Source organism: Sphingomonas oryzagri (genome assembly GCF_029906645.1).
Taxonomy (GTDB): Bacteria; Pseudomonadota; Alphaproteobacteria; order Sphingomonadales; family Sphingomonadaceae; genus Solisphingomonas; species Solisphingomonas oryzagri.
This window is the reverse complement of record NZ_JARYGZ010000002.1, coordinates 274,411-294,781: the sequence shown is the minus strand read 5'-3', so window position 1 is coordinate 294,781 and position 20,371 is coordinate 274,411. Positions and strand designations below refer to the sequence as shown.

19 protein-coding genes are annotated in these 20,371 nt (G+C 68.7%); 10 read left to right on the top strand and 9 right to left on the bottom strand.

Annotated features, from left to right (window positions below; translation table 11 throughout):
* The first annotated feature begins 49 nt into the window (after positions 1-49).
* Genes QGN17_RS15485 through QGN17_RS15470 form a run of 4 tightly spaced genes read left to right on the top strand, consistent with a single transcriptional unit; the run spans position 50 to position 5,235 of the window.
* Positions 50-1,258: an acetyl-CoA acetyltransferase gene (locus QGN17_RS15485; protein WP_281045498.1), complete on the top strand. Its 1,209-nt coding sequence runs from the start codon at positions 50-52 to the stop codon at positions 1,256-1,258.
* Positions 1,251-2,429, top strand: coding sequence for an acyl-CoA dehydrogenase family protein (locus QGN17_RS15480; protein ID WP_281045497.1), 1,179 nt, complete (start codon positions 1,251-1,253; stop codon positions 2,427-2,429). The genes QGN17_RS15485 and QGN17_RS15480 overlap by 8 nt, the downstream gene beginning before the upstream one ends.
* Entirely contained in the window at positions 2,429-3,637 is a 1,209-nt protein-coding gene (locus QGN17_RS15475) for a CoA transferase (protein ID WP_281045496.1), read from the top strand. The genes QGN17_RS15480 and QGN17_RS15475 overlap by 1 nt, the downstream gene beginning before the upstream one ends.
* A complete protein-coding gene (locus QGN17_RS15470) occupies positions 3,634-5,235 on the top strand; it encodes an acyl-CoA dehydrogenase family protein (RefSeq protein WP_281045494.1) in 1,602 nt (533 codons plus the stop codon). Before QGN17_RS15475 ends, QGN17_RS15470 begins: the two co-directional genes overlap by 4 nt.
* Positions 5,236-5,244: 9 nt before the next feature.
* On the opposite strand, the gene QGN17_RS15465 is transcribed toward QGN17_RS15470, so the two are convergent.
* From QGN17_RS15465 to QGN17_RS15440, 6 genes are all read right to left on the bottom strand, one after another.
* Positions 5,245-6,027, bottom strand: coding sequence for an enoyl-CoA hydratase-related protein (locus QGN17_RS15465; RefSeq protein WP_281045493.1), 783 nt, complete (start codon positions 6,025-6,027; stop codon positions 5,245-5,247).
* A gap of 73 nt (positions 6,028-6,100) precedes the next feature.
* Positions 6,101-6,835, bottom strand: coding sequence for a 3'(2'),5'-bisphosphate nucleotidase CysQ (locus QGN17_RS15460; RefSeq protein WP_281045492.1), 735 nt, complete (start codon positions 6,833-6,835; stop codon positions 6,101-6,103).
* Positions 6,832-8,748, bottom strand: coding sequence for a sulfate adenylyltransferase subunit CysN (gene cysN, locus QGN17_RS15455; protein ID WP_281045491.1), 1,917 nt, complete (start codon positions 8,746-8,748; stop codon positions 6,832-6,834). The genes QGN17_RS15460 and cysN overlap by 4 nt, the downstream gene beginning before the upstream one ends.
* Positions 8,748-9,683, bottom strand: coding sequence for a sulfate adenylyltransferase subunit CysD (gene cysD, locus QGN17_RS15450; RefSeq protein WP_281045490.1), 936 nt, complete (start codon positions 9,681-9,683; stop codon positions 8,748-8,750). The genes cysN and cysD overlap by 1 nt, the downstream gene beginning before the upstream one ends.
* Positions 9,684-9,771: 88 nt before the next feature.
* A complete protein-coding gene (locus tag QGN17_RS15445; protein ID WP_281045489.1) occupies positions 9,772-11,313 on the bottom strand; it encodes an acyl-CoA synthetase in 1,542 nt (513 codons plus the stop codon).
* A 39-nt stretch (positions 11,314-11,352) separates the two neighbouring features.
* Positions 11,353-12,516 (bottom strand): acetyl-CoA C-acetyltransferase, encoded by a 1,164-nt coding sequence (locus QGN17_RS15440; RefSeq protein WP_281045487.1) that lies wholly within the window; start codon positions 12,514-12,516, stop codon positions 11,353-11,355.
* A 142-nt stretch (positions 12,517-12,658) separates the two neighbouring features.
* Here QGN17_RS15440 and QGN17_RS15435 point away from each other — a divergent pair, with 142 nt between their 5' ends.
* The 3 genes from QGN17_RS15435 to QGN17_RS15425 are packed head-to-tail and all read left to right on the top strand — an operon-like array spanning position 12,659 to position 15,413.
* Positions 12,659-13,426, top strand: a complete 768-nt coding sequence (locus QGN17_RS15435; protein WP_281045485.1) for an SDR family NAD(P)-dependent oxidoreductase — start codon at positions 12,659-12,661, stop codon at positions 13,424-13,426.
* Positions 13,423-14,625 (top strand): acyl-CoA dehydrogenase family protein, encoded by a 1,203-nt coding sequence (locus tag QGN17_RS15430; RefSeq protein WP_281045484.1) that lies wholly within the window; start codon positions 13,423-13,425, stop codon positions 14,623-14,625. The genes QGN17_RS15435 and QGN17_RS15430 overlap by 4 nt, the downstream gene beginning before the upstream one ends.
* The gene (locus QGN17_RS15425; RefSeq protein ID WP_281045482.1) at positions 14,622-15,413 is read left to right on the top strand and encodes a tyrosine-protein phosphatase; all 792 of its coding nucleotides are present in this window, start codon (positions 14,622-14,624) and stop codon (positions 15,411-15,413) included. Before QGN17_RS15430 ends, QGN17_RS15425 begins: the two co-directional genes overlap by 4 nt.
* Here QGN17_RS15425 and QGN17_RS15420 read toward each other — a convergent pair.
* The gene (locus QGN17_RS15420; RefSeq protein ID WP_281045768.1) at positions 15,410-16,384 is read right to left on the bottom strand and encodes an NAD(P)H-dependent flavin oxidoreductase; all 975 of its coding nucleotides are present in this window, start codon (positions 16,382-16,384) and stop codon (positions 15,410-15,412) included. The two genes, QGN17_RS15425 and QGN17_RS15420, sit on opposite strands and share 4 nt — an antisense overlap.
* A 130-nt stretch (positions 16,385-16,514) precedes the next feature.
* Between QGN17_RS15420 and QGN17_RS15415 the strand changes: the two genes are divergently transcribed.
* Positions 16,515-17,450, top strand: coding sequence for an NAD(P)H-dependent flavin oxidoreductase (locus QGN17_RS15415; RefSeq protein ID WP_281045481.1), 936 nt, complete (start codon positions 16,515-16,517; stop codon positions 17,448-17,450).
* 177 nt (positions 17,451-17,627) lie between these two features.
* Here QGN17_RS15415 and QGN17_RS15410 read toward each other — a convergent pair whose 3' ends face one another.
* Both QGN17_RS15410 and QGN17_RS15405 read right to left on the bottom strand, forming a co-directional pair.
* Positions 17,628-18,413: an enoyl-CoA hydratase-related protein gene (locus QGN17_RS15410; RefSeq protein WP_281045480.1), complete on the bottom strand. Its 786-nt coding sequence runs from the start codon at positions 18,411-18,413 to the stop codon at positions 17,628-17,630.
* 5 nt (positions 18,414-18,418) lie between these two features.
* Entirely contained in the window at positions 18,419-19,021 is a 603-nt protein-coding gene (locus tag QGN17_RS15405) for a TetR/AcrR family transcriptional regulator (protein WP_281045479.1), read from the bottom strand.
* 127 nt (positions 19,022-19,148) lie between these two features.
* Here QGN17_RS15405 and QGN17_RS15400 point away from each other — a divergent pair, with 127 nt between their 5' ends.
* Positions 19,149-19,925 carry an SDR family NAD(P)-dependent oxidoreductase gene (locus tag QGN17_RS15400; RefSeq protein ID WP_281045477.1) on the top strand — a complete coding sequence of 259 codons (777 nt, stop codon included), beginning with the start codon at positions 19,149-19,151 and terminating at the stop codon, positions 19,923-19,925.
* On the top strand, positions 19,925-20,368 hold the full coding sequence (locus QGN17_RS15395; protein WP_022690818.1) for an acyl-CoA thioesterase: 444 nt from the start codon (positions 19,925-19,927) through the stop codon (positions 20,366-20,368). Before QGN17_RS15400 ends, QGN17_RS15395 begins: the two co-directional genes overlap by 1 nt.
* The last annotated feature ends 3 nt before the right edge of the window (positions 20,369-20,371 follow it).

Here is a 20,371-nt window from a genome sequence, read left to right as displayed (position 1 = left end):
CCGGCGGGTGCGTTCACCTGCCTCGAAATCGCTTTAGGGAGGCCTGAACATGGCACGCGGCATCAAGGACAAGGTGGCGATCCTCGGTATGGGATGCGCCAGGTTCGGCGAGCGGTGGGACAGGGATGCCGACCAGCTGATGGTCGAGGCGTTCGAGGAAGCGGTGGCCGATGCCGGCATCGACACCTCGCAGATCGACGCGGCGTGGATGGGCGTCGCCTTCGATGCGGTGAATGTCGGCCCTTCCGGCATCCCGCTGTCGGTGGCGCTGCGCCTCCCCAATGTCGGCGTCACCAAGGTCGAGAATTATTGCGCGTCGGGTACCGAGAGTTTTCGGGGCGCGGTCTATGCGGTGGCCTCGGGCGCGGCGGACATCGCGCTGGCGCTCGGCGTCGAGAAATTGAAGGACACCGGCTATGGCGGCCTGCCGGTGCGCTCGCGCGGCACCACCTTCGACATGGTGGGCGTCACCGGATCGGCGCCGGGCAATTTCGCGCAGCTCGCTTCCGCCTATCGGGCGACGCACGGCGTCGGCCGGGACGATCTCAAGCGCGCGATGGCGCATGTCTCGGTCAAGAGCCACGCGAATGGTGCGAAGAACCCCAAGGCGCATCTGCGCAAGGCGGTCGACATGGACACGGTGCTGAACGCGCCGATGATCGCCGAGCCGCTCGGCCTGTTCGATTGTTGCGGCGTATCGGACGGGGCGGCCTGCGCGATCGTCACCACGCCGGAGATCGCGCGCGCACTCGGCAAGACCGATCTGGTGACGGTGAAGGCGCTGCAGATCTCCACCTCCAACGGCTGGGAGCTGCAGCAGGGCGGCGGCTGGAACGGCAGCTATTTTCACACGACCCGCATCGCCGCCGCCAAGGCCTATGAGGAAGCGGGCGTCACCAACCCGCGCGAGCAGATCAGCCTCACCGAAGTGCATGACTGCTTCTCGATCACCGAACTCGTCACGATGGAAGACCTGTTCCTCTCGAAGGAGGGCGAGGGCTGGCGCGACGTGCTGGACGGGATTTTCGACGCCGACGGCAAGGTGCCGTGCCAGATCGACGGCGGCCTCAAATGTTTCGGCCACCCGATCGGCGCGTCGGGCCTGCGCATGATCTACGAGAACTACCTGCAATTGCTCGGCCGCGCAGGCGAGCGGCAGCGGCAGACCCCACCGAGCCTCGCGCTCAGCCACAATCTGGGCGGTATGCCGAGCCAGAACGTCTCGGCGGTCGCGATCGTGGGGCTGGCCGATGCCTGAGGCTGCCGCCCGGTCGATGGATGCCGAGACCTTCGCCGCCTTCCGCGCGCAGATCCGCCGCTTCGCGCGCGAGCGGCTGGTCAGCCTGGAGCCGCGGGTGTTCGAGGCGGGCGAGGTGACGCCGGACATCCGCGCCGAGATGAACGGGATGGGCCTGTTCGGCCTCACCATCCCCGCCGAATATGGCGGCCTCGGCCTTTCGATCGGCGAATATATCGAGACGATGATGGAGGTGGCGTGGGCGGCGCCCGCCTTCCGGTCGGTGCTGTCGATTAACACCGGGATGCTCGCGACCGCGCTCAAGGTCGGCGGAACCGAGGCGCAGCGGGCGGAATGGTTTCCGAAGCTCGCGACCGGCGCGATCGGCGCCTTCGGCCTCACCGAGCCGGACAGCGGATCGGATTCGGCGGGCCTGCGCACCCGCGCGGTGCGTGACGGCGACGATTACGTGCTGAACGGCACCAAGCGCTACATCACCAACGGCCCGATCAGCGATCTGGTGCTGGTGATGGCGCGCACTTCGGCGGAGAATCTGCCGAAGAACGCGCATGTCTCGGCCTTCCTCGTCCCCGCCGACACGCCGGGCCTTACCCGCGCGAAGGAGGACAGGAAGATGGGGCAGACCGGCGCGCTGACCGGCGACATCGTGCTGGAGGATGTCCGCGTGCCGACTTCCGCCCTGCTCGGCGGCGAGGAGGGGCGCGGCTTCCGCACCGCGATGATGGCGCTCGATGCGGGGCGGCTGTCGGTCGGCGGATCGGCGATCGGCTATGCCCGCCGCATCCTCGACAGCGCGCTGCGCTACGCGACCGAGCGCAAGGCGTTCGGCGAGACGATCGCCAACTTCCAGCTCATCCAAGCGATGCTGGCCGATTCGAAAGTCGAGCTCTACGCCGCCGAAAGCATGATGGCCGACGCGCTGCGCCGCGCGGAGGAAGGGCTGCCCGTCTCCACCGAGGCGAGCTGCGTGAAGCTGTTCGCCACCGAAGCCTGCGGGCGGATCGCCGATCGCGCGGTGCAGATCCATGGCGGCGCAGGCTACATGGCCGAATATGATGTGGAGCGCTTCTACCGCGACGTGCGCGTCTACCGCATCTACGAAGGCACCACCCAGATCCAGCAACTCGTCATCGCCAAGGCGATGCTGCGCGACTTCGCGGCCGCTGCCTGATGTACGATCTGCTGAAGCCGCTGCGTATCGTCGAGGCCTCGTCCTTCGTCGCCTCGCCTTCGGCCGGCCTCTATCTCGCGCAGATGGGCGCCGAGGTGATCCGCGTCGATCAGATCGGCGGCGGCCCCGATTTCAATCGCTGGCCGAAGAGCGATGCGGGCGCGAGCCTCTATTGGGAGGGGCTGAACAAGGGCAAGAAATCGGTCGCGCTCGATCTTGGCAGGCCGGAGGGGCGCGAATTGCTCGCCGAACTGGCGACCGCGCCGGGCGAGACGGCCGGGCTGTTCGTCACCAACTATCCGGTGGACGGCTTCCTCGCGCACGACAGACTCGCCGCGCGCCGGGCCGACCTGATCACGGTCCGGATCATGGGGCAGGCCAATGGCGGGCCGGCGCTCGATTACACGGTCAATTGCGCGCTCGGCATCCCGCAGATCACCGGTCCGGCGGACCGCACCGATCCGGTCAATCACGTGCTGCCGGCGTGGGATCTGCTGACCGGCGCCTATGCCGCCTTCGCATTGCTCGCCGCCGAGCGGCACCGGCGCGAGAAGGGCCAGGGGCAGGAGGTGCGCATCCCGCTCTCCGACGTCGGCATCGCGACGATCGCCAATCTCGGCCAGCTCGCCGAGGTGATGACCACAGGTGCCGATCGCCCGCGCTACGGCAACGAGGTCTATGGCGCGTTCGGCCGCGACTATGTGACGGCGGACGGCGAGCGGCTGATGGTGATGGCGATCACGCCGCGCCAGTGGACCGGGCTGGTCAAGGCGCTGGAGATTGGCGTGGCGGTCGCGGCGATCGAGGCGGAGCGGGGTGTCTCGTTCGCCAAGGACGAAGGGCTGCGCTTCGAGCATCGCGACGCGCTGGTGCCGCTGGTGGAGGCGGCCATCGCACGCCGGCCCGCCGCCGAACTGGCCGACCTGTTCGATTCGCTCGGCTGCTGCTGGGGGCCGTACCGCACGATGGGCGAGGCGGCGCGCGACCCCGTGCTCGTCGGAGAGAACCCGCTGTTCGGCACGATCGAGCAGGCGAGCGGCCTGACCTATCCGGTGCCCGGCGCGATGGCGACGATCCCGCAGCAGGCGCGGCAGGCGCCCGTCCGCGCGCCACGGCTGGGCGAGCATAGCGACGCCGTGCTGGCGGATGTGCTCGGCCTGTCGTCCGGCGCGATCGGCAGGTTGCACGATCAGGGGCTGGTGGCGTGACGCTGGATCGTTTCGATGAAGCCTGTGCAGCGCTCCGCTGCTTCGCCGGCGATGCGCGCGAAAGCGTGCGGGCGCGGATCGAGATGTCCTCGCTCGATGCCGAGCAGCGCGTTGCGCATGGCCTCGCGTGGATCGAGACGATTGTCGCGGCGCTGGAGGCGCTGCTGGCATGGGCGCGCGATCTGGAAAAGCGGGGCCGGCTGGGCGAGGCCGAACACACGCTCCTGCTCATCGCGTTCGGCGAATATTGCGCGCAAGTGGCGAGCGGCCTGCCGATCAGCGCCAACGAGCTGGTCCGGCCGCAGCAACTCGGCCTTGATCCGGCGCGCCTGATCGCCGAGACGGCGACGATCGTCGCCGAGGGCACCGCTGCGGAAACCCGCGCCATGCTCGCCGCGCATATCCGTGATGGCGGCAGCATCGCGGAGGATTTCGGCGACGACATCGTTGATCCGATCCGCGACCAGTATCGCCGCTTCACCGCCGAGCGGATCACGCCCCACGCGCATGGCTGGCACCTCGCCGACGCGCTGATCCCCGACGCGCTGATCGCCGAACTGGCCGCGCTCGGCACCTTCGGCATCTGCATCGCGCCCGAACATGGCGGCCTCGGCCTCGGCAAGCTGGAGATGTGCGTCGTCACCGAGGAGCTGTCGCGCGGCTGGATCGGCACGGGTTCGCTCGGCACCCGCTCGGAGATTGCGGGCGAGCTGATCTCGGCGGGCGGGACCGAGGCGCAGAAGGCGCACTGGCTGCCCCGCATCGCCAGCGGCGAGGTTCTGCCCACCGCCGTCTTCACCGAACCCTCCAACGGCTCCGACCTCGCCCATCTCCAGACCCGCGCGGTGCGCGATGCGGACGGGGAATGGCGCGTCTCCGGCGCCAAGACCTGGATCACCCACGCCGCGCGATCGGATCTGATGACGCTGCTCGCGCGCACTGGCGGGTCGGGCAATGCCGGCCTTTCCATGTTCCTCGCCCCCAAGCCGCGCGGCGGCGAGGCCGATCCCTTTCCCGCCGACGGCATGTCGGGTGGCGAGATCGGCGTACTCGGCTATCGTGGGATGCGCGAATATGAGCTGATGTTCGACGGCTTCGCGGTGCCGGCCGACGGACTGCTCGGCGGCGAGGAGGGGCAGGGCTTCCGCCAGCTCATGCGCACCTTCGAGGGCGCACGCATCCAGACGGCAGCGCGTGCGGTAGGCGTCGCGTGGCGCGCCTACGAGCTGGGCCTCGCCTACGCGCTGGAGCGCCGGCAGTTCGGCAGGCCGCTGTTCGATTTCCCCCGCGTGTCGGACAAGCTGGTTATGATGCTGGTCGAGACCGTCGCCGCGCGCGAACTCGCCTATTTCGCCGCGCGCGAGAAGGACAAGGGACGCCGTTGCGACGTCGAGGCGGGGATGGCCAAGCTGCTCGCCGCGCGCGTCGCCTGGACCAATGCGGACAATGCGCTGCAGATCCACGGCGGCAACGGCTATGCGCTGGAAAGCGAGATCAGCCGCATCCTGTGCGACGCGCGCATCCTCAACATCTTCGAGGGCGCGGCCGAGATCCAGGCGCATGTCATCGCGCGCGGCCTGCTGGCGGCACGCAACTGACCGGCGCCGCTATCGCCCCTTGAACGCCGCCGGCCGCTTCTCGCGGAAGCTCGCCACGCCTTCGACGAAATCCTCGGTCTGCCCCGCCTCGCGCTGGAAGCTGCGCTCGCGGGCCAGCTGATCCTCCAGCGAGGATTCGAGCGCCGCCCACGCCGATGCCTTGATGAGCCCCAGCGCGCGCGGCCCCTTCGCCAGTTCGGTGGCGATCTTCAGCGCCTCCTCGTCGAGCTGATCGTCGGGCACCACGCGGTTGATCAGCCCCCAGTCGAGCGCCTGTGCCGCGCCGATCTTGGTGCCCATCAGCATCATCTCCATCGCGCGCACGCGCCCGATCGCCTTGGAGAGAAGGTAGGTCGATCCGCCGTCCGGGGTCAGCCCGACATGGCGGAAGGCCTGGTAGAAATAGGCGCTTTCGCCCGCCACGATCATGTCGCCGGCGCACGCGATGCCGCAGCCGACGCCGGCCGCAGCCCCCTTCACGGCGGTCACGATCGGCAGGCGGGATGCGCGCATACCGAGGATCATCGGGTTGAAGATGCTCTCCAGCCGTACCCCCGCATCGCGATCGGGATCGGTCAGGTCGAAGCCGCCCTCGGCCAGATTGGCGCCCGAGCAGAAGGCGCGCCCCTCCGCCCCGATCAGGATCGCGCGCGCCTCGGTCTCCGCGCGGCGCAGCGCATCGAGCAGTTCGAGGCCGAGCGGCGTCGACATGGCGTTGAGTACGGCGGGATCGTTCAGCCGGATGACCGCGACGTCGCCGGCCAGCTCGTACAGCAGCTTGGTGTAGGTCATGCGGGCGCTCTCCTTGCCCCTTGGCTAGACCCGGTGGACCTCACGCGAAAGCCGGTGAAAAGGAGAGCGTCGGTCAGACCTGTGTCAGCCCCAATATCCGTTCGGCGAGTTCGGGGCGGCAGATCAGCAGGTCGGGCAGATAGGGATCGGCGGCGTTATAGGCCATCGGCGATCCGTCGACGCGGCTGACATGGAGGCCGGCGGCGACCGCGACGGCGACCGGGGCGCAGCTGTCCCACTCATATTGTCCGCCGGTGTGGAGGTAGATGTCGGCCTCGCCGCGCACCACCGCCATCGCCTTGGCGCCGGCCGATCCCATCGGCACCAGCTCGGCGCCGAGCGCATCGGCGACCGATACCGCCTCGGCGGCCGGGCGGGTGCGGCTGACCAGCATGCGCAATGTCTCGGCCGCTTCAGGTGCCTGCGGGCAGGTGCCGGTGCAGAGCGTCATCGGGACTCCGGGCAGTGCGACCGCGCCCGCCACCGGCACGCCGTCGATCGCCAGCGCGACATGCACCGCCCAGTCGCTGCGCCCCTCGCCATATTCGCGCGTGCCGTCGAGCGGATCGACGATCCAGACGCGGCTGGCGGCCAGCCGCTCGGCCCCGTCCTTCTCCTCTTCGGAGAGGATCGCGTCGTCCGGCCGGGCGTGACGCAGCGCCTCCATGATGAAGGCGTTGGCAGTGCGATCGCCCGCCTTGCCCAGCGCCTTGCCCTCGAACAGCCCGGACAGCTGGAGAACGAGCAGCAGCTCGCCCGCCGTCTCGGCGACGCGGCGCGCCAGGGCGGCGTCGGTCTCGCCGCTCATCGCTCCATCTCCAGCAGCCGCTCGACAATCAGGTCCGCCGCCTGCTCGGGCGACATCGCGGTCGTGTCGATGCGGATCTCGGGCGCCTCGGGCGGCTCGTAGGGGCTGTCGATGCCGGTGAAGTTCTTGAGCTGGCCGCTGCGCGCCTTCTTGTAGAGGCCCTTCACGTCGCGCCGCTCGGCCTCGGCCAGCGGGGTGTCGACATGCACCTCGATGAACTCCGCGTCCGCCATCATCCGCCGCACCATATCGCGCTCGGCGCGGAAGGGGGAGATGAAGGCGGTGAGCACGATCAGGCCCGCATCGGTCATCAGCTTCGCCACCTCGCCGACGCGCCGGATATTCTCCACGCGATCGGCATCGGTGAAGCCGAGATCGCGGTTGAGGCCGTGGCGGACGTTATCGCCGTCGAGCAGGAAGCTGTGGCGGTTCATCCGCGCGAGCTTGCGATCGACCAGGTTGGCGATGGTCGACTTGCCCGCGCCCGACAGGCCGGTGAGCCACACCACCGCCGGCTTCTGGTTCTTCAGCGTCGCGCGCCGTTCCCGGCTGACGTCGATCGCCTGCCAGTGGACATTCTCCGCGCGGCGCAGCGCGAAGTGCAGCATGCCGGCGGCGACCGTGGCGTTGCTGATCTTGTCGATCAGGATGAAGCCGCCGAGCGTGCGGTTCTCGCCATAGGCCTCGTAGACCAGGGGCCGATCGGTCGAGAGGTTCGCCACGCCGATCGCGTTCAGCTCCAGCGTGCGCGCTGCCAGCTGTTCCATCGTGTTGACGTTGATCTGATATTTGGGCGACTGCACTTGCGCGGTGACGGTCTGCGTGCCGAGCTTCAGCCAATAAGGGCGGCCGGGCAGCATCGCCTCCTCGGCCATCCACACGATGCTCGCCTCGAACTGGTCGGCGGCCTGCGGCGGATTGTCGGCGGGCGCGATCACGTCGCCGCGCGAGCAGTCGATCTCGTCGGCGAGCGTCAGCGTCACCGACTGGCCGGCGACCGCTTCGTCGAGATCGCCGCCGAAGGTGACGACTCGCGATACTGTCGATGTCTTGCCCGACGGCAGCACGCGCACCGCGTCGCCCGGCTTCACCGTGCCGCTGGCGATCAGGCCCGAGAAGCCCCGGAAATCGAGGTTGGGGCGGTTGACCCACTGCACCGGCATCCGGAAGGGCTTGCCCGTGGCGGCATCCTGATCGACCTCGACCGTCTCCAGATGCTCGATCAGCGTCGGGCCGTCATACCAGGGCGTCTCGGCCGAGCGGCTGGTGATGTTGTCGCCGGCAAGGCCCGAGATCGGGATGGCGGTGAAGCCGGCGATGCCGATGCTGTCGGCGAAGGCGCGATAGTTGGCGACGATCGCGTCGTAGGTCGCGCGGTCGTAGCCGACGAGGTCCATCTTGTTCACCGCCAGCACCAGATGGCGCACGCCGATCAGGTGGGCGAGGTAGCTGTGCCGCCGCGTCTGGGTGAGCACGCCCTTGCGCGCATCGATCAGGATCACGGCGAGATCGGCGGTGGATGCGCCGGTCACCATGTTGCGGGTATATTGTTCGTGGCCGGGCGTGTCGGCGACGATGAACTTGCGCTTCTCGGTCGCGAAGAAGCGATAGGCGACGTCGATCGTGATGCCCTGCTCGCGCTCGGCGGCGAGGCCGTCGACCAGCAATGCGAAGTCGATTGCCTGCCCCTGCGTGCCGACGCGCTTGCTATCCGCCTCCAGTGCGGCGAGTTGGTCCTCGAAGATCATCTTCGAATCGTAGAGAAGCCGGCCGATCAGCGTGGACTTGCCGTCGTCCACCGATCCGCAGGTGATGAAGCGCAGCAGGCTCTTGCGCTGATGCTGCGCGAGATAGGCCTCGATATCCTCGGCGATCAGCGCGTCGGCGCGGTAGGAGGGGGCGGCTTCGGTCATCAGAAATAGCCCTCCTGCTTCTTCTTCTCCATGCTGGCGTCGCCGCCGTCCTTGTCGATGATGCGGCCCTGCCGTTCCGACGTGGTGGTCAGCAGCATTTCCTGGATCACGTCGTTCAGCGTCGCCGCCTCGCTCTCCACCGCGCCGGTCAGCGGGTAGCAGCCGAGCGTGCGGAAACGGATCGATCGTTCGACCGGCACCTCGCCCGGTGCCAGCCGGAAGCGCTCGTCGTCGACCATCAGCAGCAGCCCGTCGCGCTCGACGGTGGGGCGCGGCGCCGCGAAATAGAGCGGCACGATCTCGATCTTCTCGCGCTGGATATATTGCCAGATGTCGAGCTCGGTCCAGTTGGAGATCGGGAAGACGCGGATACTCTCACCCTTCGCTTTCTTGGCGTTGTAGAGGTTCCACAGCTCCGGCCGCTGGTTCTTCGGATCCCAGCGGTGCGAGGCGGATCGGAAGGAGAAGATGCGCTCCTTCGCGCGGCTCTTCTCCTCGTCGCGCCGCGCGCCGCCGAAGGCCGCGTCGAAGCCGTGGAGGTCGAGCGCCTGCTTCAGCCCTTCCGTCTTCCACATGTCGGTGTGGAGCGCGCCGTGATCGAACGGGTTGATGCCGCGCGCCTTGGCGTCCGGATTCTGGTGGACGATCAGCTCCATGCCGGCCTCGCGCGCGGCCCGGTCGCGCAGCTCGTACATGGCGCGAAACTTCCAGGTCGTATCGACATGCATCAGCGGGAACGGCGGGGGCGAGGGGTAGAAGGCCTTGCGCGCCAGGTGCAGCAGCACCGCCGAATCCTTGCCCACCGAATAGAGCATCACGGGGCGCTCGCATTCGGCCACCACCTCGCGCAGGATGTGGATCGACTCCGCCTCCAGACGTTCGAGATGGGTGAGGCTGCGCACGTCGATGCCTGTCTTGTCCAACACTGTCGTCACTTCATCCTGTCCGATGACCGGCGAGGATATAGCGACGCGACCCCGGCCTGTCCCCGTCGCGGCGGGACAAGAAATTCTTGGGCGGGGATCAGGCGGCGGGCGGGACGCGCTGGCGGCGCAGCTCGGTCTTGAGGATCTTGCCGGCGCCGGAGAGCGGCAGCGCGTCGACGAACTCGATCGATCGCGGGATCTTGTATCCGGCGAGGCCCGCGCGGCAATGCGCCTCGATCGCGGCGGGGTCGGCGGCCGATCCGGGGCGCGGCACGATCACGGCATGGACGCGCTCGCCCCAGCGTTCGTCCGGCAGCGCGATCACCGCCACCGCCGCGACGATAGGGTGGGTGGCGACGACATTCTCCACCTCGGCCGAATAGACGTTCTCGCCGCCGGTGATGATCATGTCCTTCAGCCGATCGACCACCGTGACGTAGCCGGCGGCATCCATCCGGCCCATGTCCCCGGTGTGCATCCAGCCGCCGCGCAGCGCCTCGGCGGTGGCGTCGGGCCTGTTCCAGTAGCCCTGCATCACGGTCGGCCCGCGCACGACGATCTCGCCGACCTCGCCGCGCGGTAGTTCGGTATCGTCCGGGCCGACGATCCGCATCTCGCACACCGAGGTGGCGCGCCCCGCCGCCCGTCCGCGGCCTTCCGCGCGCGCCTCGGCGCTGTGATCCTCGGGCGAGAGGATGCAGCAGGTCGGTGACAGCTCGGTCATGCCATAGGCCTGGCAGAAACCGGCGTTCGGGAAGGCCTCGATCGCGCGATCGAGCAAAGTGTCGTCCATCGGCGCGGCGCCGTAGCGCAGGCGGCCGACGCTGCTCGTGTCGAACTCGGCGAAGCGCGGATGGTCGATCGTCATGCGCAGCATGGTCGGTACGAAGAAGGCGTCGGTGATCCGCCACGCCTCGATCGCCTGCAGCATCGCCAGCGGCTCGAAGCCGGGGATGAAGGCGGAGGTCGCGCCGCTGAACAGGGCGATCATCAGGCTTGAAAGCGCGCCGACATGGAAGAGCGGCGCGGAATGGAGGAACATGCCGCCCGGCGCGCAGCCCGGATGCGACATGCTGCCCATCGCCGCCCACACCATGTTCGCGTGACTCAGCATCACGCCCTTGGGCCGCCCGGTGGTGCCGCCGGTGTAGAGGATGGCGGCGAGATCGTCGCCGCGCCGCAGGGCATCCTCGACGGCGGGTGCGTCCGCCATCCAGCGGCCGCGCGGCACGATGCCGTCGCGATCGGAGTCCTCGGTCGAGAGGATGTGGAGCAGGCCGGGCGTCCCGGCCCGGATCGCGGGCACCAGCGGCTCGAACTCGGGCGCGACGAGCAGGATGCGCGTGTCGCAGTCGACCAGCGAATAGGCCATCTCCTCCACCGTCCAGCGCAGGTTGACCGGGTTGATCACGCCGCCGGCCCAGAGCGTGCCGAGGATGAAGGTGAGGAAGTGATCGCCGTTGCGCGACAGGATCGCCACGCGGTCGCCGGGCGCTACCCCCAGCCGGCGCATCGCACCGGCGAAGCGGGCGACCTCCGCGCCCAGCTCTGCCCACGTCCGCCGCCGCTCGCCGTCGATCGTGGCGGTGCGATCCGGCGCGCGCTGGATCATGCGGTGCAGGCTCTGGGTGATGTACATCAAGGCGACCTCTCCTCCGCCGCCAGCCCGCTCAGCGCGTCACAGCGCCTCGATGATCGTGACGTTGGCGACGCCGCCGCCCTCGCACATGGTCTGCAGGCCCCAGCGCTTGCCGCGCGCCTTCAACGCGTTGATCAGCGTCGCCATCAGCTTGGTGCCCGATCCGCCGAGCGGGTGGCCGAGCGCGATCGCGCCGCCGTTGACGTTGAGCCTGGCCGGGTCCGCACCGGTATGCTTCAGCCACGCCATCGGCACCGAGGCGAAGGCCTCGTTCACCTCGTAGAGATCGATGTCGCCGATCGTCATGCCGGCGCGCTTCAGCGCCCGATCGGTGGCGAAGAGCGGCTCCTCCAGCATGATCACCGGATCGCCCGCCGTCACCGTCAGGTTGTGGATGCGCGCCAGCGGTTTCAGGCCGTGATCCTTGAGCGCCTGTTCGGAGACCACCAGCACGGCGGAGGAACCGTCGGTGATCTGGCTGGAGGTGGCCGCCGTCAGCCGCCCGCCCTCTACCAGCAGCTTCACGCCCGCCATGCCTTCGGGCGAGGCATCCCAGCGTATCCCCTCGTCGGTGTCGTGCACGGCGGGCGTGCCGTCGGGCAGCACGATGGCGACCGGCACGATTTCGCGGCCGAAGGCGCCCGATTTGCTCGCGGCGGCCGCCTTGCGGTGGCTGTCGAGGCCGAAGGCGTCCAGCATATCGCGGGTGAAGCCGTGCTTCTCGGCGATCATCTCGGCGCCGCCGAACTGGCTGAAGCCGCTCACGCCGAAGCGATCGAGCAGCGACTTCGAATAAGGATGCGCGCCCTCGGGCGAGCGCGCCGCCGATCCCATCGGCACGCGGCTCATGCTCTCTGCGCCGCCTGCGATCACCACGTCCTGCGTGCCGGACATCACCGCCTGCGCGGCGAACTGGATCGCCTGCTGGGAAGATCCGCACTGGCGGTCGATCGTCACCGCCGGCACGCTGGCCGGCAGCTTCGAGGCGAGCACGCAGTTGCGGCCGAAATGCATCGATTGCTCGCCCGCCTGGGTGACGCAGCCCCAGATCACATCGTCGATCGCGGCCGGATCGATGCCGGTGCGATCGACGATGGCGTTCAGGCTCGCGGCGCCGAGATCGTCGGCATGGATGCCGGAGAGGCGCCCGTTGCGCCGCCCGCCGGCGGTGCGCACCGCCTCGACGATATAGGCTTCGGCCATATGATCCTGCTCCCCGCGATTCTGTTCGACGTCGATAGCGACATTAGGCGGCCGGCGCTTGCGCGCGCGCCTGTGACATAGGCGGGCTTTCTTCGCCGCCGCCATGTTCTACGGCAGGATCGCAGGATTCAGGGAGACGGCAATGGAATTGAGCGGGACGGCCGCGATCGTGACGGGCGGGGCCTCGGGCCTCGGCGGGGCGACGGCCGATATGCTGGCGAAGGGCGGCGCCAGGGTCACGATCTTCGATCTCAACGCCGATCTCGGCATCGAGAAGGCGAAGGCGATCGGCGGCCATTTCGTGAAGGTGGACGTCACCGACGAACCCGCCGTTCAGGCCGCGATCGCGGAGGCGGAGGGGTTGCACGGCAAGGCGCGCATCTGCGTCAACTGTGCCGGCATCGGCCCGCCCGCCAAGGTGGTCGATCGCAACGGCAATCCGCTGCCGCTCGCCGATTTCGCGAAGATCATCTCGATCAACCTGCTCGGCACCTTCAACGTGTTGTCGAAGTTCGCGGCGCGGATCGTGAACGAGGCGCCGCTCACGCCCGACGGGGAGCGCGGGGTGATCATCAACACCGCCTCGGTCGCCGCCTATGACGGGCAGGTGGGGCAGCCGGCCTATGCCGCGTCGAAGGGCGGTATCGTCGCGATGACGCTGCCGATCGCGCGTGAGCTGGCCCGGTCCGGCATCCGCGTGATGACGATCGCGCCCGGCATCTTCTGGACGCCGCTGCTCGCCTCGCTGCCGCAGGAGGCGCAGGATTCGCTCGGGCAGCAGGTGCCCTTTCCCAGCCGCCTCGGACAACCGGAGGAATATGCCATGCTGGCCCAGTCGATCATCGCCAACCCGATGCTGAACGGCGAGACCATCCGCCTCGACGGATCGATCCGGATGGCCGCGAAATGAGCGGCGCGTACGAAGGGGTCGGCCCCGAAAAGACCGCCGAGATCGCCGCCAAGGTGGAGGCCTTCGTCCGCGACGTGATCGTCCCCTACGAGACCGATCCGCGGCAGGACCAGCACGGCCCGACCGACGAGCTGGTCGCCGAGATGAAGGGCAAGGCGCGCGCCGCCGGCATCCTCACCCCGCACATCCTGCCCGACGGCCGCCACCTGTCGCAGCGCGAGACGGCGGCGGTGCTGAAAAAGTCCGGCCTGTCGATCCTCGGGCCGCTGGCGGTCAACACCAACGCGCCCGACGAGGGCAACATGTTCCTGCTCGGCAAGGTCGGCAGCCCGGAGATCAAGGAGCGGTTCCTGAAGCCGCTGGTCGAAGGCCACGGCCGATCGGCCTTCTTCATGACCGAGCCGGCCGACGAGGACGGCGCCGGATCCGACCCCTCGATGATGAAGACGACCTGCCGGCTGGACGGCAACCATTGGGTGATCAACGGCCGCAAGAAGTTCATCACCGGCGCGGAAGGGGCGATCGTCGGCATCGTCATGGCGAAATCGGAAGCCACGGATGGGACGGGGGGCGCCTGCATGTTCCTGGTCGATCTGCCGGACCCGGCGATCCGCATCACCCGCGTGCTCGAAACGATCGACGATTCGATGCCCGGCGGCCATGCCGAGATCGAGATCGACAATCTGCGCGTGCCGGCCGACCAGATGCTCGGCGTGGCGGGCGAGGGCTTCAAATATGCCCAGATCCGCCTGTCGCCCGCGCGCCTGTCCCACTGCATGCGCTGGTATGGCGCGGCGGTGCGCGCCAACGAGATCGCGACCGATTACGCCAATCGCCGCAAGGCGTTCGGCAAGCCGCTGGTCGATCATGAGGGCGTCGGCTTCATGCTGGCCGACAACCTCATCGACCTGAAACAGGCCGAACTGATGATCGACTGGTGCGCCGACGTGCTCGACACGGGCGAGCTGGGCACGGCCGAATCCTCGATGGCGAAGGTGGCGGTGTCCGAAGCGCTGTCGCGCGTCGCCGATCGCTGCGTGCAGGTGATGGGCGGCACCGGCATCACGCGTGACACGATGGTCGAGAAATTCTACCGCGAGATCCGATGCTTCCGCATCTATGACGGCCCCACAGAGGTGCACAAATGGAGCCTCGCCAAGAAGATCAAGCGCGACTGGACCAGGGCGCAGGCGGGGTGAGCGAGGCCGCGCGCGTCCTGCCGCTGGAGGGCGTGCACAACTTCCGAGACTATGGCGGCTATCCTTGCGCGGGCGGTCGGCTGAAGACCGGGCTGCTGTTCCGCTCCGCCCAGCATCATGGCGCGACCGACGGCGATCTGGCGCGGATCGCCGGCATCGGCCTCGCCAGCGTGATCGATCTGCGCGGCGGCCGGGAGCGGGACAAGGCGCCCTGCCGCCGGCCGGAGGGGTTCGCCGCGCAGGTGTTCTTCGTGGACGAGGACACGACCGGTATCGCCCCGCACATGCAGGCGGCGCGAGACGCCGCCCGCGCCGCGCCGAGCGCCGATCAGGCGCGCTCCGCAATGACGCGCGGCTATGCCGGCATGGCCTATCGCCCGCACCTGATGCCGATGCTGCGCCGCTATTTCGCGGTGCTGGCGGATCTGCCCGGTCCGTCGCTGATCCACTGCATGGCGGGCAAGGACCGCACCGGCCTCGCCGTCGCGCTCCTCCACGTGGGCATGGGTGTCCATCCGGATGACATCATGGCCGATTACCTGATGACCAACAGCGCCGGCCGCGCCGAGGAGCGGATCGCGGCGGGCGCGACCCACGTCCGCGCCTCCTATGGCGGGGCGATCGACGATGCGGCGGTGCGCGTGCTGATGATGGTGGAGCCGGCCTATCTCGACGCCGCCTTTGCTGCCATCGCCGAACGCAGCGGATCGGTGGACGCCTATCTGCGTGACGAACTGGGCGTCACCGGCACCATGCGGGAAGCGCTCGCCGCCCGGTTGATCGGCTAGCCCAGAAACCCCGCAAGACGGCCAGCGATGATCGCTTCGGCATCGGCGACGATCCGCTCGATCAGCTCGCGGCAGGTCGGCACGTCGTTGATCAGACCCTGCACCATGCCGGCCGACCAGACGCCGTGATCCACGTCGCCGCTGATCAGCCCCTCGCGGCCGCGCGCGCCCTTCACCAGATGCGCCACCGCCTCGAACGGCTGGCCCTCGCGCTCGATGCGGATCGCTTCCTGGCTCACCGCGTTGCGCGCCACCCGCGCGGTGTTGCGATAGCTGCGGAACATCAGGTCGGTCGCGCGCTCGTCATTGGCGACCATCGCCGCCTTGAAATTGGGATGGATCGGCGCCTCCTGCGTCGCGCAGAAGCGGGTGCCCATGTTGATCCCCTCGGCGCCGAGCGCCAGCGCCGCGACCAGCCCGCGCCCGTCGCCGAACCCGCCCGAGGCAAGCATCGGCACCTTCACCTTGTCGGCCGCCGCCGGGATCAGGATCAGGCCGGGAATGTCGTCCTCGCCCGGATGGCCGGCGCACTCGAACCCGTCGATCGAGATGGCGTCCACGCCCATCCGCTCGGCGGACAGCGCGTGGCGGACGGCGGTGCATTTGTGGATCACCGTGATGCCGTGCGCCTTCAGCTCGTCGACATGCTCCTGCGGCTTGTAGCCTGCGGTCTCCACCACCTTGATCCCCATGTCGATGATCGCGCGGCGATAGTCGGCATAAGGCGGCGGGTTGATCGATGGCAGGATGGTGAGGTTCACGCCGAACGGCTTGTCGGTCATCGCCCGGCAGCGTTCGATCTCGCGGCGCAGGTCGTCGGGCGTCGGCTGGGTGAGCGCGGTCAGGATGCCGAGGCCGCCGGCATTGGACACGGCGGACGCCAGCTCCGCGGTGCCGACCCATTGCATCCCGCCCTGCACGATCGGGTGGGCGATGCCCAGCATCTCGGTGATGCGCGTACGGATCATGATCGTCTCCCGCAGTCCATTTTTCACGTGCATAACGCCGTTATCTATGATTTGAGCTTGGCAGAAAGCGCCGCTCCGCTCGCCTCGCAAAAGGGGCAGGGGGCGGCGACGAAACGGAAGGATGCCGCCAGTCATGACCATGCCCGCGCTGCTCGAAGGCCGCCTGTCGATCCCGGCGATCGCCTCGCCGATGTTCATCATCTCGCAGCCCGAACTGGTGCTGGCACAGTGCCGCGCGGGCGTGGTCGGCTCCTTCCCGTCGCTCAATGCGCGCCCGTCCGGCGTGTTCGAGCAATGGCTCCAGCGCCTGACCTCCGAGCTGACCGAGAAGGACGCCCCCTTCGCGGTGAACCTGATCGTCCATCGGTCGAACCCGCGACTCGAGGAGGATCTGGCGCTCTGCGTGAAATATCGCGTGCCGATGGTGATTACCTCGCTCGGCGCGCAGCCGGCGATCAACGAGGCGATCCATTCCTATGGCGGCATCGTCTTCCACGACATCATCAACGACATGTTCGCCCGCAAGGCGATCGAGAAGGGCGCGGACGGACTGATCGCGGTCGCGGCGGGCGCGGGCGGTCATGCCGGCACGCTGTCGCCTTTCGCTTTGGTGCAGGAGATTCGCGAGTGGTTCGACGGGCCGCTGGCGCTGTCGGGTGCGATCGCGAACGGCGGCGCGATACTCGCGGCGCGGGCGATGGGGGCGGATCTCGGCTATATCGGATCGGCCTTCATCGCCACCGAGGAGGCCAACGCGGCCGAGGCCTACAAGCAGATGATCGTCGACAGCCACGCGTCGGATATCGTCTATTCGAACCTCTTCACCGGCGTGCACGGCAATTACCTGAAGCCCAGCATCCGCAATGCCGGCATGGATCCGGACGATCTGCCCGAATCCGATCCGTCCAAGATGAACTTCGCCGAGATGACAGAAGGCAAGAAGGCGTGGAAGGACATCTGGGGCTGCGGACAGGGGATCGGCGCGGTGCACGGCGTGGTGCCGGCGGGCGAGCTGGTCGCGCGCCTCGGCCGCGAATATCGCGCGGCGCTGGACCGGCTGAACGCCTGACATCGGATCGCGCGATGACTGTGAGCGGAAGGCTTTGTTGGCGGGGCGGCGGCGGATCGCGCTAGACACGCGTCATGAGCCGCACCGCCTTCCGACAGCCCGAACCTGCGCTCACCCGTGCCGCGATCCGCAGCCGCCTGCGCGCGCTCGCTTTGGTGCGGCGCGAGGCGGCCCGCTCTATCGCCCGCTGAAGCGCGGCTCGCGCTTTTCGAGGAAGGCGCGCACGCCCTCGGCATGATCGTCGGTGAAGCCTGCGATCCGCTGGTCCGTCCGTTCGCGCTCCAGGCTTTCGCCGAGCGTCGAGGACAGGCCATCGGTGATCGCGCGGCGCATCAGACCGTAAGCGACGGTCGGCCCGGCGGCGAGCCGCGTGGCCATGGTGCGCGCCGTCGGCATCAGCGCCTCGTCGTCCACCATCTGCCAGATCAGCCCCCAGTCGAGCGCCTGTTCGGCGGAGACGCGCTCGCCCAGCATCATCATGCCCGTGGCCCGCGCGCGGCCGGCGAGGCGGGGCAGCAGCCAGGTCGATCCGACATCGGGCACCAGCCCGATCCGCGCGAAGGGCTGGAGGAAATAGGCCGATCGCGCCGCGATCACGATGTCGCCGGCCAGTGCATAGCCGCATCCGCCCCCCGCCGCGGCACCATTCACCGCCGTCACCAGTGGCACGGGCAGGTCGCGCATCCGTTCGAGCAGCGGGTTGAAGCCCGCCTCCAGCTGGGCGCCGCGATCGACCGGGCCGTCCTCGCCCTGCGCCGCCGAAAGGTCCGCGCCCGAACAGAAGGCCCGGCCCGATCCGGTCAGCAACGCGGCGCGCACGACGCCCTCGTCGCGGATGCGATCGAAGGCGTGGATCAGCTCGGCCAGCGTCTGCGGGGCCAGCGCGTTGAGCGTGTCGGGCCGGTCGATCGTGACCGTGGCGACCGCACCCGCCTGCTCGAACCGGATATGCTCGTAGCGCATCGGCCTCAGCCCCGCTTGGCGCTCTGGACGATGCGGCTCACCATCTCGTGGCGGATCGTCTCGAAGTCTGGCGCGTCGCCGCCCAGCCGCCCGGTCATTTCCAGCGAGATCAGGCCGTGGATCTGTGCCCAGAAGATGTGGGCCAGCATCTCGGCATCGATGTCGAGATCGCCCGTCTCCACCATCTCGCGGGCATAAGCGGTGAGGTTGCGCCGCGATCGATCGGCGGCGGCGGCGAGATCGGGGTAGAGCGCCATGTCGGGCTGGGTCAGCGCGAAGATCAGGCGATAGGCATCCGGATTGGCATAGGCGAAATCGACATAGGCGTTGCCGATCGCGCGCGACCGTTCCCAGATGTCGCCCGCCCCCGCCAGCGCTGCCTCCAGCCGTTCGGACAATTGATCCAGCGCGGCGGTGCGGGTGGCGGCGAGGATCGCCTCCTTGTTCTGGTAATAGCGATAGAGCGCGGTCGCCGACCAGCCGAGCTCCTGCGCGATCGAGTGCATCGAGACACGTTCGATCCCGCGCTCGACCGCCTGCCGCTCCGCCACCCGGCGGATGCGCTCGCGGCCTTGCGCGACCTGGGCGTCGGTGAGCAGGACGGGCATCGGCCGATCATAGATAACGGCGTTATCCGGCGCCATGTGAAATCGCGGGGTGCGGCCTCCGAAAACGGATAGGTATCGCCGCGTGGCCGACGCCTGCATCCTTCCCGTGGATGAAGGGGAGGTTTTCGTGACGGCTGCACCGGTGTTCGATCTCGCCGGCCGCGTGGCTCTGGTGACCGGCGCCTCGTCCGGCATCGGCATGCGCTACGGCCGCATCCTGGCGGCTGCCGGCGCGAAGGTGGTGCTGGCCGCCCGCAATGGTGACCGGCTGGAGGCGCTGCGCAAGGAGATCGTCGCGGCGGGCGGCGAGGCGATCACCGTCTCGCTCGAGGTCACCGACGAAGCCTCGACCATCGCCGCCTACGATGCGGCCGAAGCGGCGTTCGGCACGGTCGATACGATCGTCGCCAATGCCGGCATGAACGCGCAGGGGCCGACCACCGAGCTTTCCGTCGCCGATTTCGACGAAACCGTCGCGGTCAACCTGCGCGGTGTGTTCCTCACCGCGCGCGAGGGGGCGAAGCGGATGCTCGCCGCCGGATCGCGCGATCGGCAGAACGGGCGCATCGTCATCACCGCATCGATGGCTGCGATCGCGGTGGAGCCGGGGCTGGCGGTCTATAGCGGCACCAAGGCCGGCGTCGTCCAGATGGGCAAGGTGATGGCGCGCGACTGGGTGCGCCACGGCATCAACGTCAATATGATCTGCCCCGGCTACATCCGCACCGGCATCAACGACGCCTGGTTCGATTCGCCGGGCGGCGTGAAGCAGATCGAGCGCTTCCCGCGCCGCCGGCTGATGGAGGAGAGCGACCTCGACGTCGCCTTGCTGTGGCTCTGTTCGGATGCGTCGCGTGCCGTCACCGGAACGGCGGTGATGGTCGACGACGGGCAGTCGCTCTGATGGGCCGCGCCGCGCCCGAGCTGCTCGATCCCGCGCGCTACATCTTCGTGCAGGATGTGCAGACGCGCTTTTCGGACATGGATTCCAACCAGCACATCAACAATGTCGCGATCGCGGCGGCGTTCGAGGATGCGCGGGTGCGCTTCGATCTGGGCCACGGCGCCCGCGCCCTGTTCAAGAACCTGCGCATGATGATCGTCGCCGCCGGCATCGATTATCTGGCCGAGGCGCATTACCCGCAGCCGCTGCGGATCCATGTCGGCGTGCTGGCGATCGGGCGGACGAGCTGGACGCTCGGCCAGCTCGCGCTGCAGGATGGCCGGGCGTGCGCCTATTGCCGCGCGACGATCTGCGCGACCGACGGCAAGGCGCCGACACCGTTGCCCGACGATCTGCGCGAATGCCTCACGCGCGGCATGATCCGGCCGATCGCGGAAGGCTGAGGC

Excerpts from the sequence above, each read along its gene's own strand:
- QGN17_RS15485 (WP_281045498.1), top strand. The coding sequence starts at position 50 with ATGGCACGCGGCATCAAGGACAAGGTGGCGATCCTCGGTATGGGATGC.
- QGN17_RS15480 (WP_281045497.1), top strand. The coding sequence starts at position 1,251 with ATGCCTGAGGCTGCCGCCCGGTCGATGGATGCCGAGACCTTCGCCGCC.
- QGN17_RS15475 (WP_281045496.1), top strand. The coding sequence starts at position 2,429 with ATGTACGATCTGCTGAAGCCGCTGCGTATCGTCGAGGCCTCGTCCTTC.
- QGN17_RS15465 (WP_281045493.1), bottom strand. The coding sequence starts at position 6,027 with ATGACCTACACCAAGCTGCTGTACGAGCTGGCCGGCGACGTCGCGGTC.
- QGN17_RS15460 (WP_281045492.1), bottom strand. The coding sequence starts at position 6,835 with ATGAGCGGCGAGACCGACGCCGCCCTGGCGCGCCGCGTCGCCGAGACG.
- cysN (WP_281045491.1), bottom strand. The coding sequence starts at position 8,748 with ATGACCGAAGCCGCCCCCTCCTACCGCGCCGACGCGCTGATCGCCGAG.
- QGN17_RS15445 (WP_281045489.1), bottom strand. The coding sequence starts at position 11,313 with ATGTACATCACCCAGAGCCTGCACCGCATGATCCAGCGCGCGCCGGAT.
- QGN17_RS15440 (WP_281045487.1), bottom strand. The coding sequence starts at position 12,516 with ATGGCCGAAGCCTATATCGTCGAGGCGGTGCGCACCGCCGGCGGGCGG.
- QGN17_RS15435 (WP_281045485.1), top strand. The coding sequence starts at position 12,659 with ATGGAATTGAGCGGGACGGCCGCGATCGTGACGGGCGGGGCCTCGGGC.
- QGN17_RS15430 (WP_281045484.1), top strand. The coding sequence starts at position 13,423 with ATGAGCGGCGCGTACGAAGGGGTCGGCCCCGAAAAGACCGCCGAGATC.
- QGN17_RS15415 (WP_281045481.1), top strand. The coding sequence starts at position 16,515 with ATGACCATGCCCGCGCTGCTCGAAGGCCGCCTGTCGATCCCGGCGATC.
- QGN17_RS15410 (WP_281045480.1), bottom strand. The coding sequence starts at position 18,413 with ATGCGCTACGAGCATATCCGGTTCGAGCAGGCGGGTGCGGTCGCCACG.
- QGN17_RS15405 (WP_281045479.1), bottom strand. The coding sequence starts at position 19,021 with ATGCCCGTCCTGCTCACCGACGCCCAGGTCGCGCAAGGCCGCGAGCGC.
- QGN17_RS15395 (WP_022690818.1), top strand. The coding sequence starts at position 19,925 with ATGGGCCGCGCCGCGCCCGAGCTGCTCGATCCCGCGCGCTACATCTTC.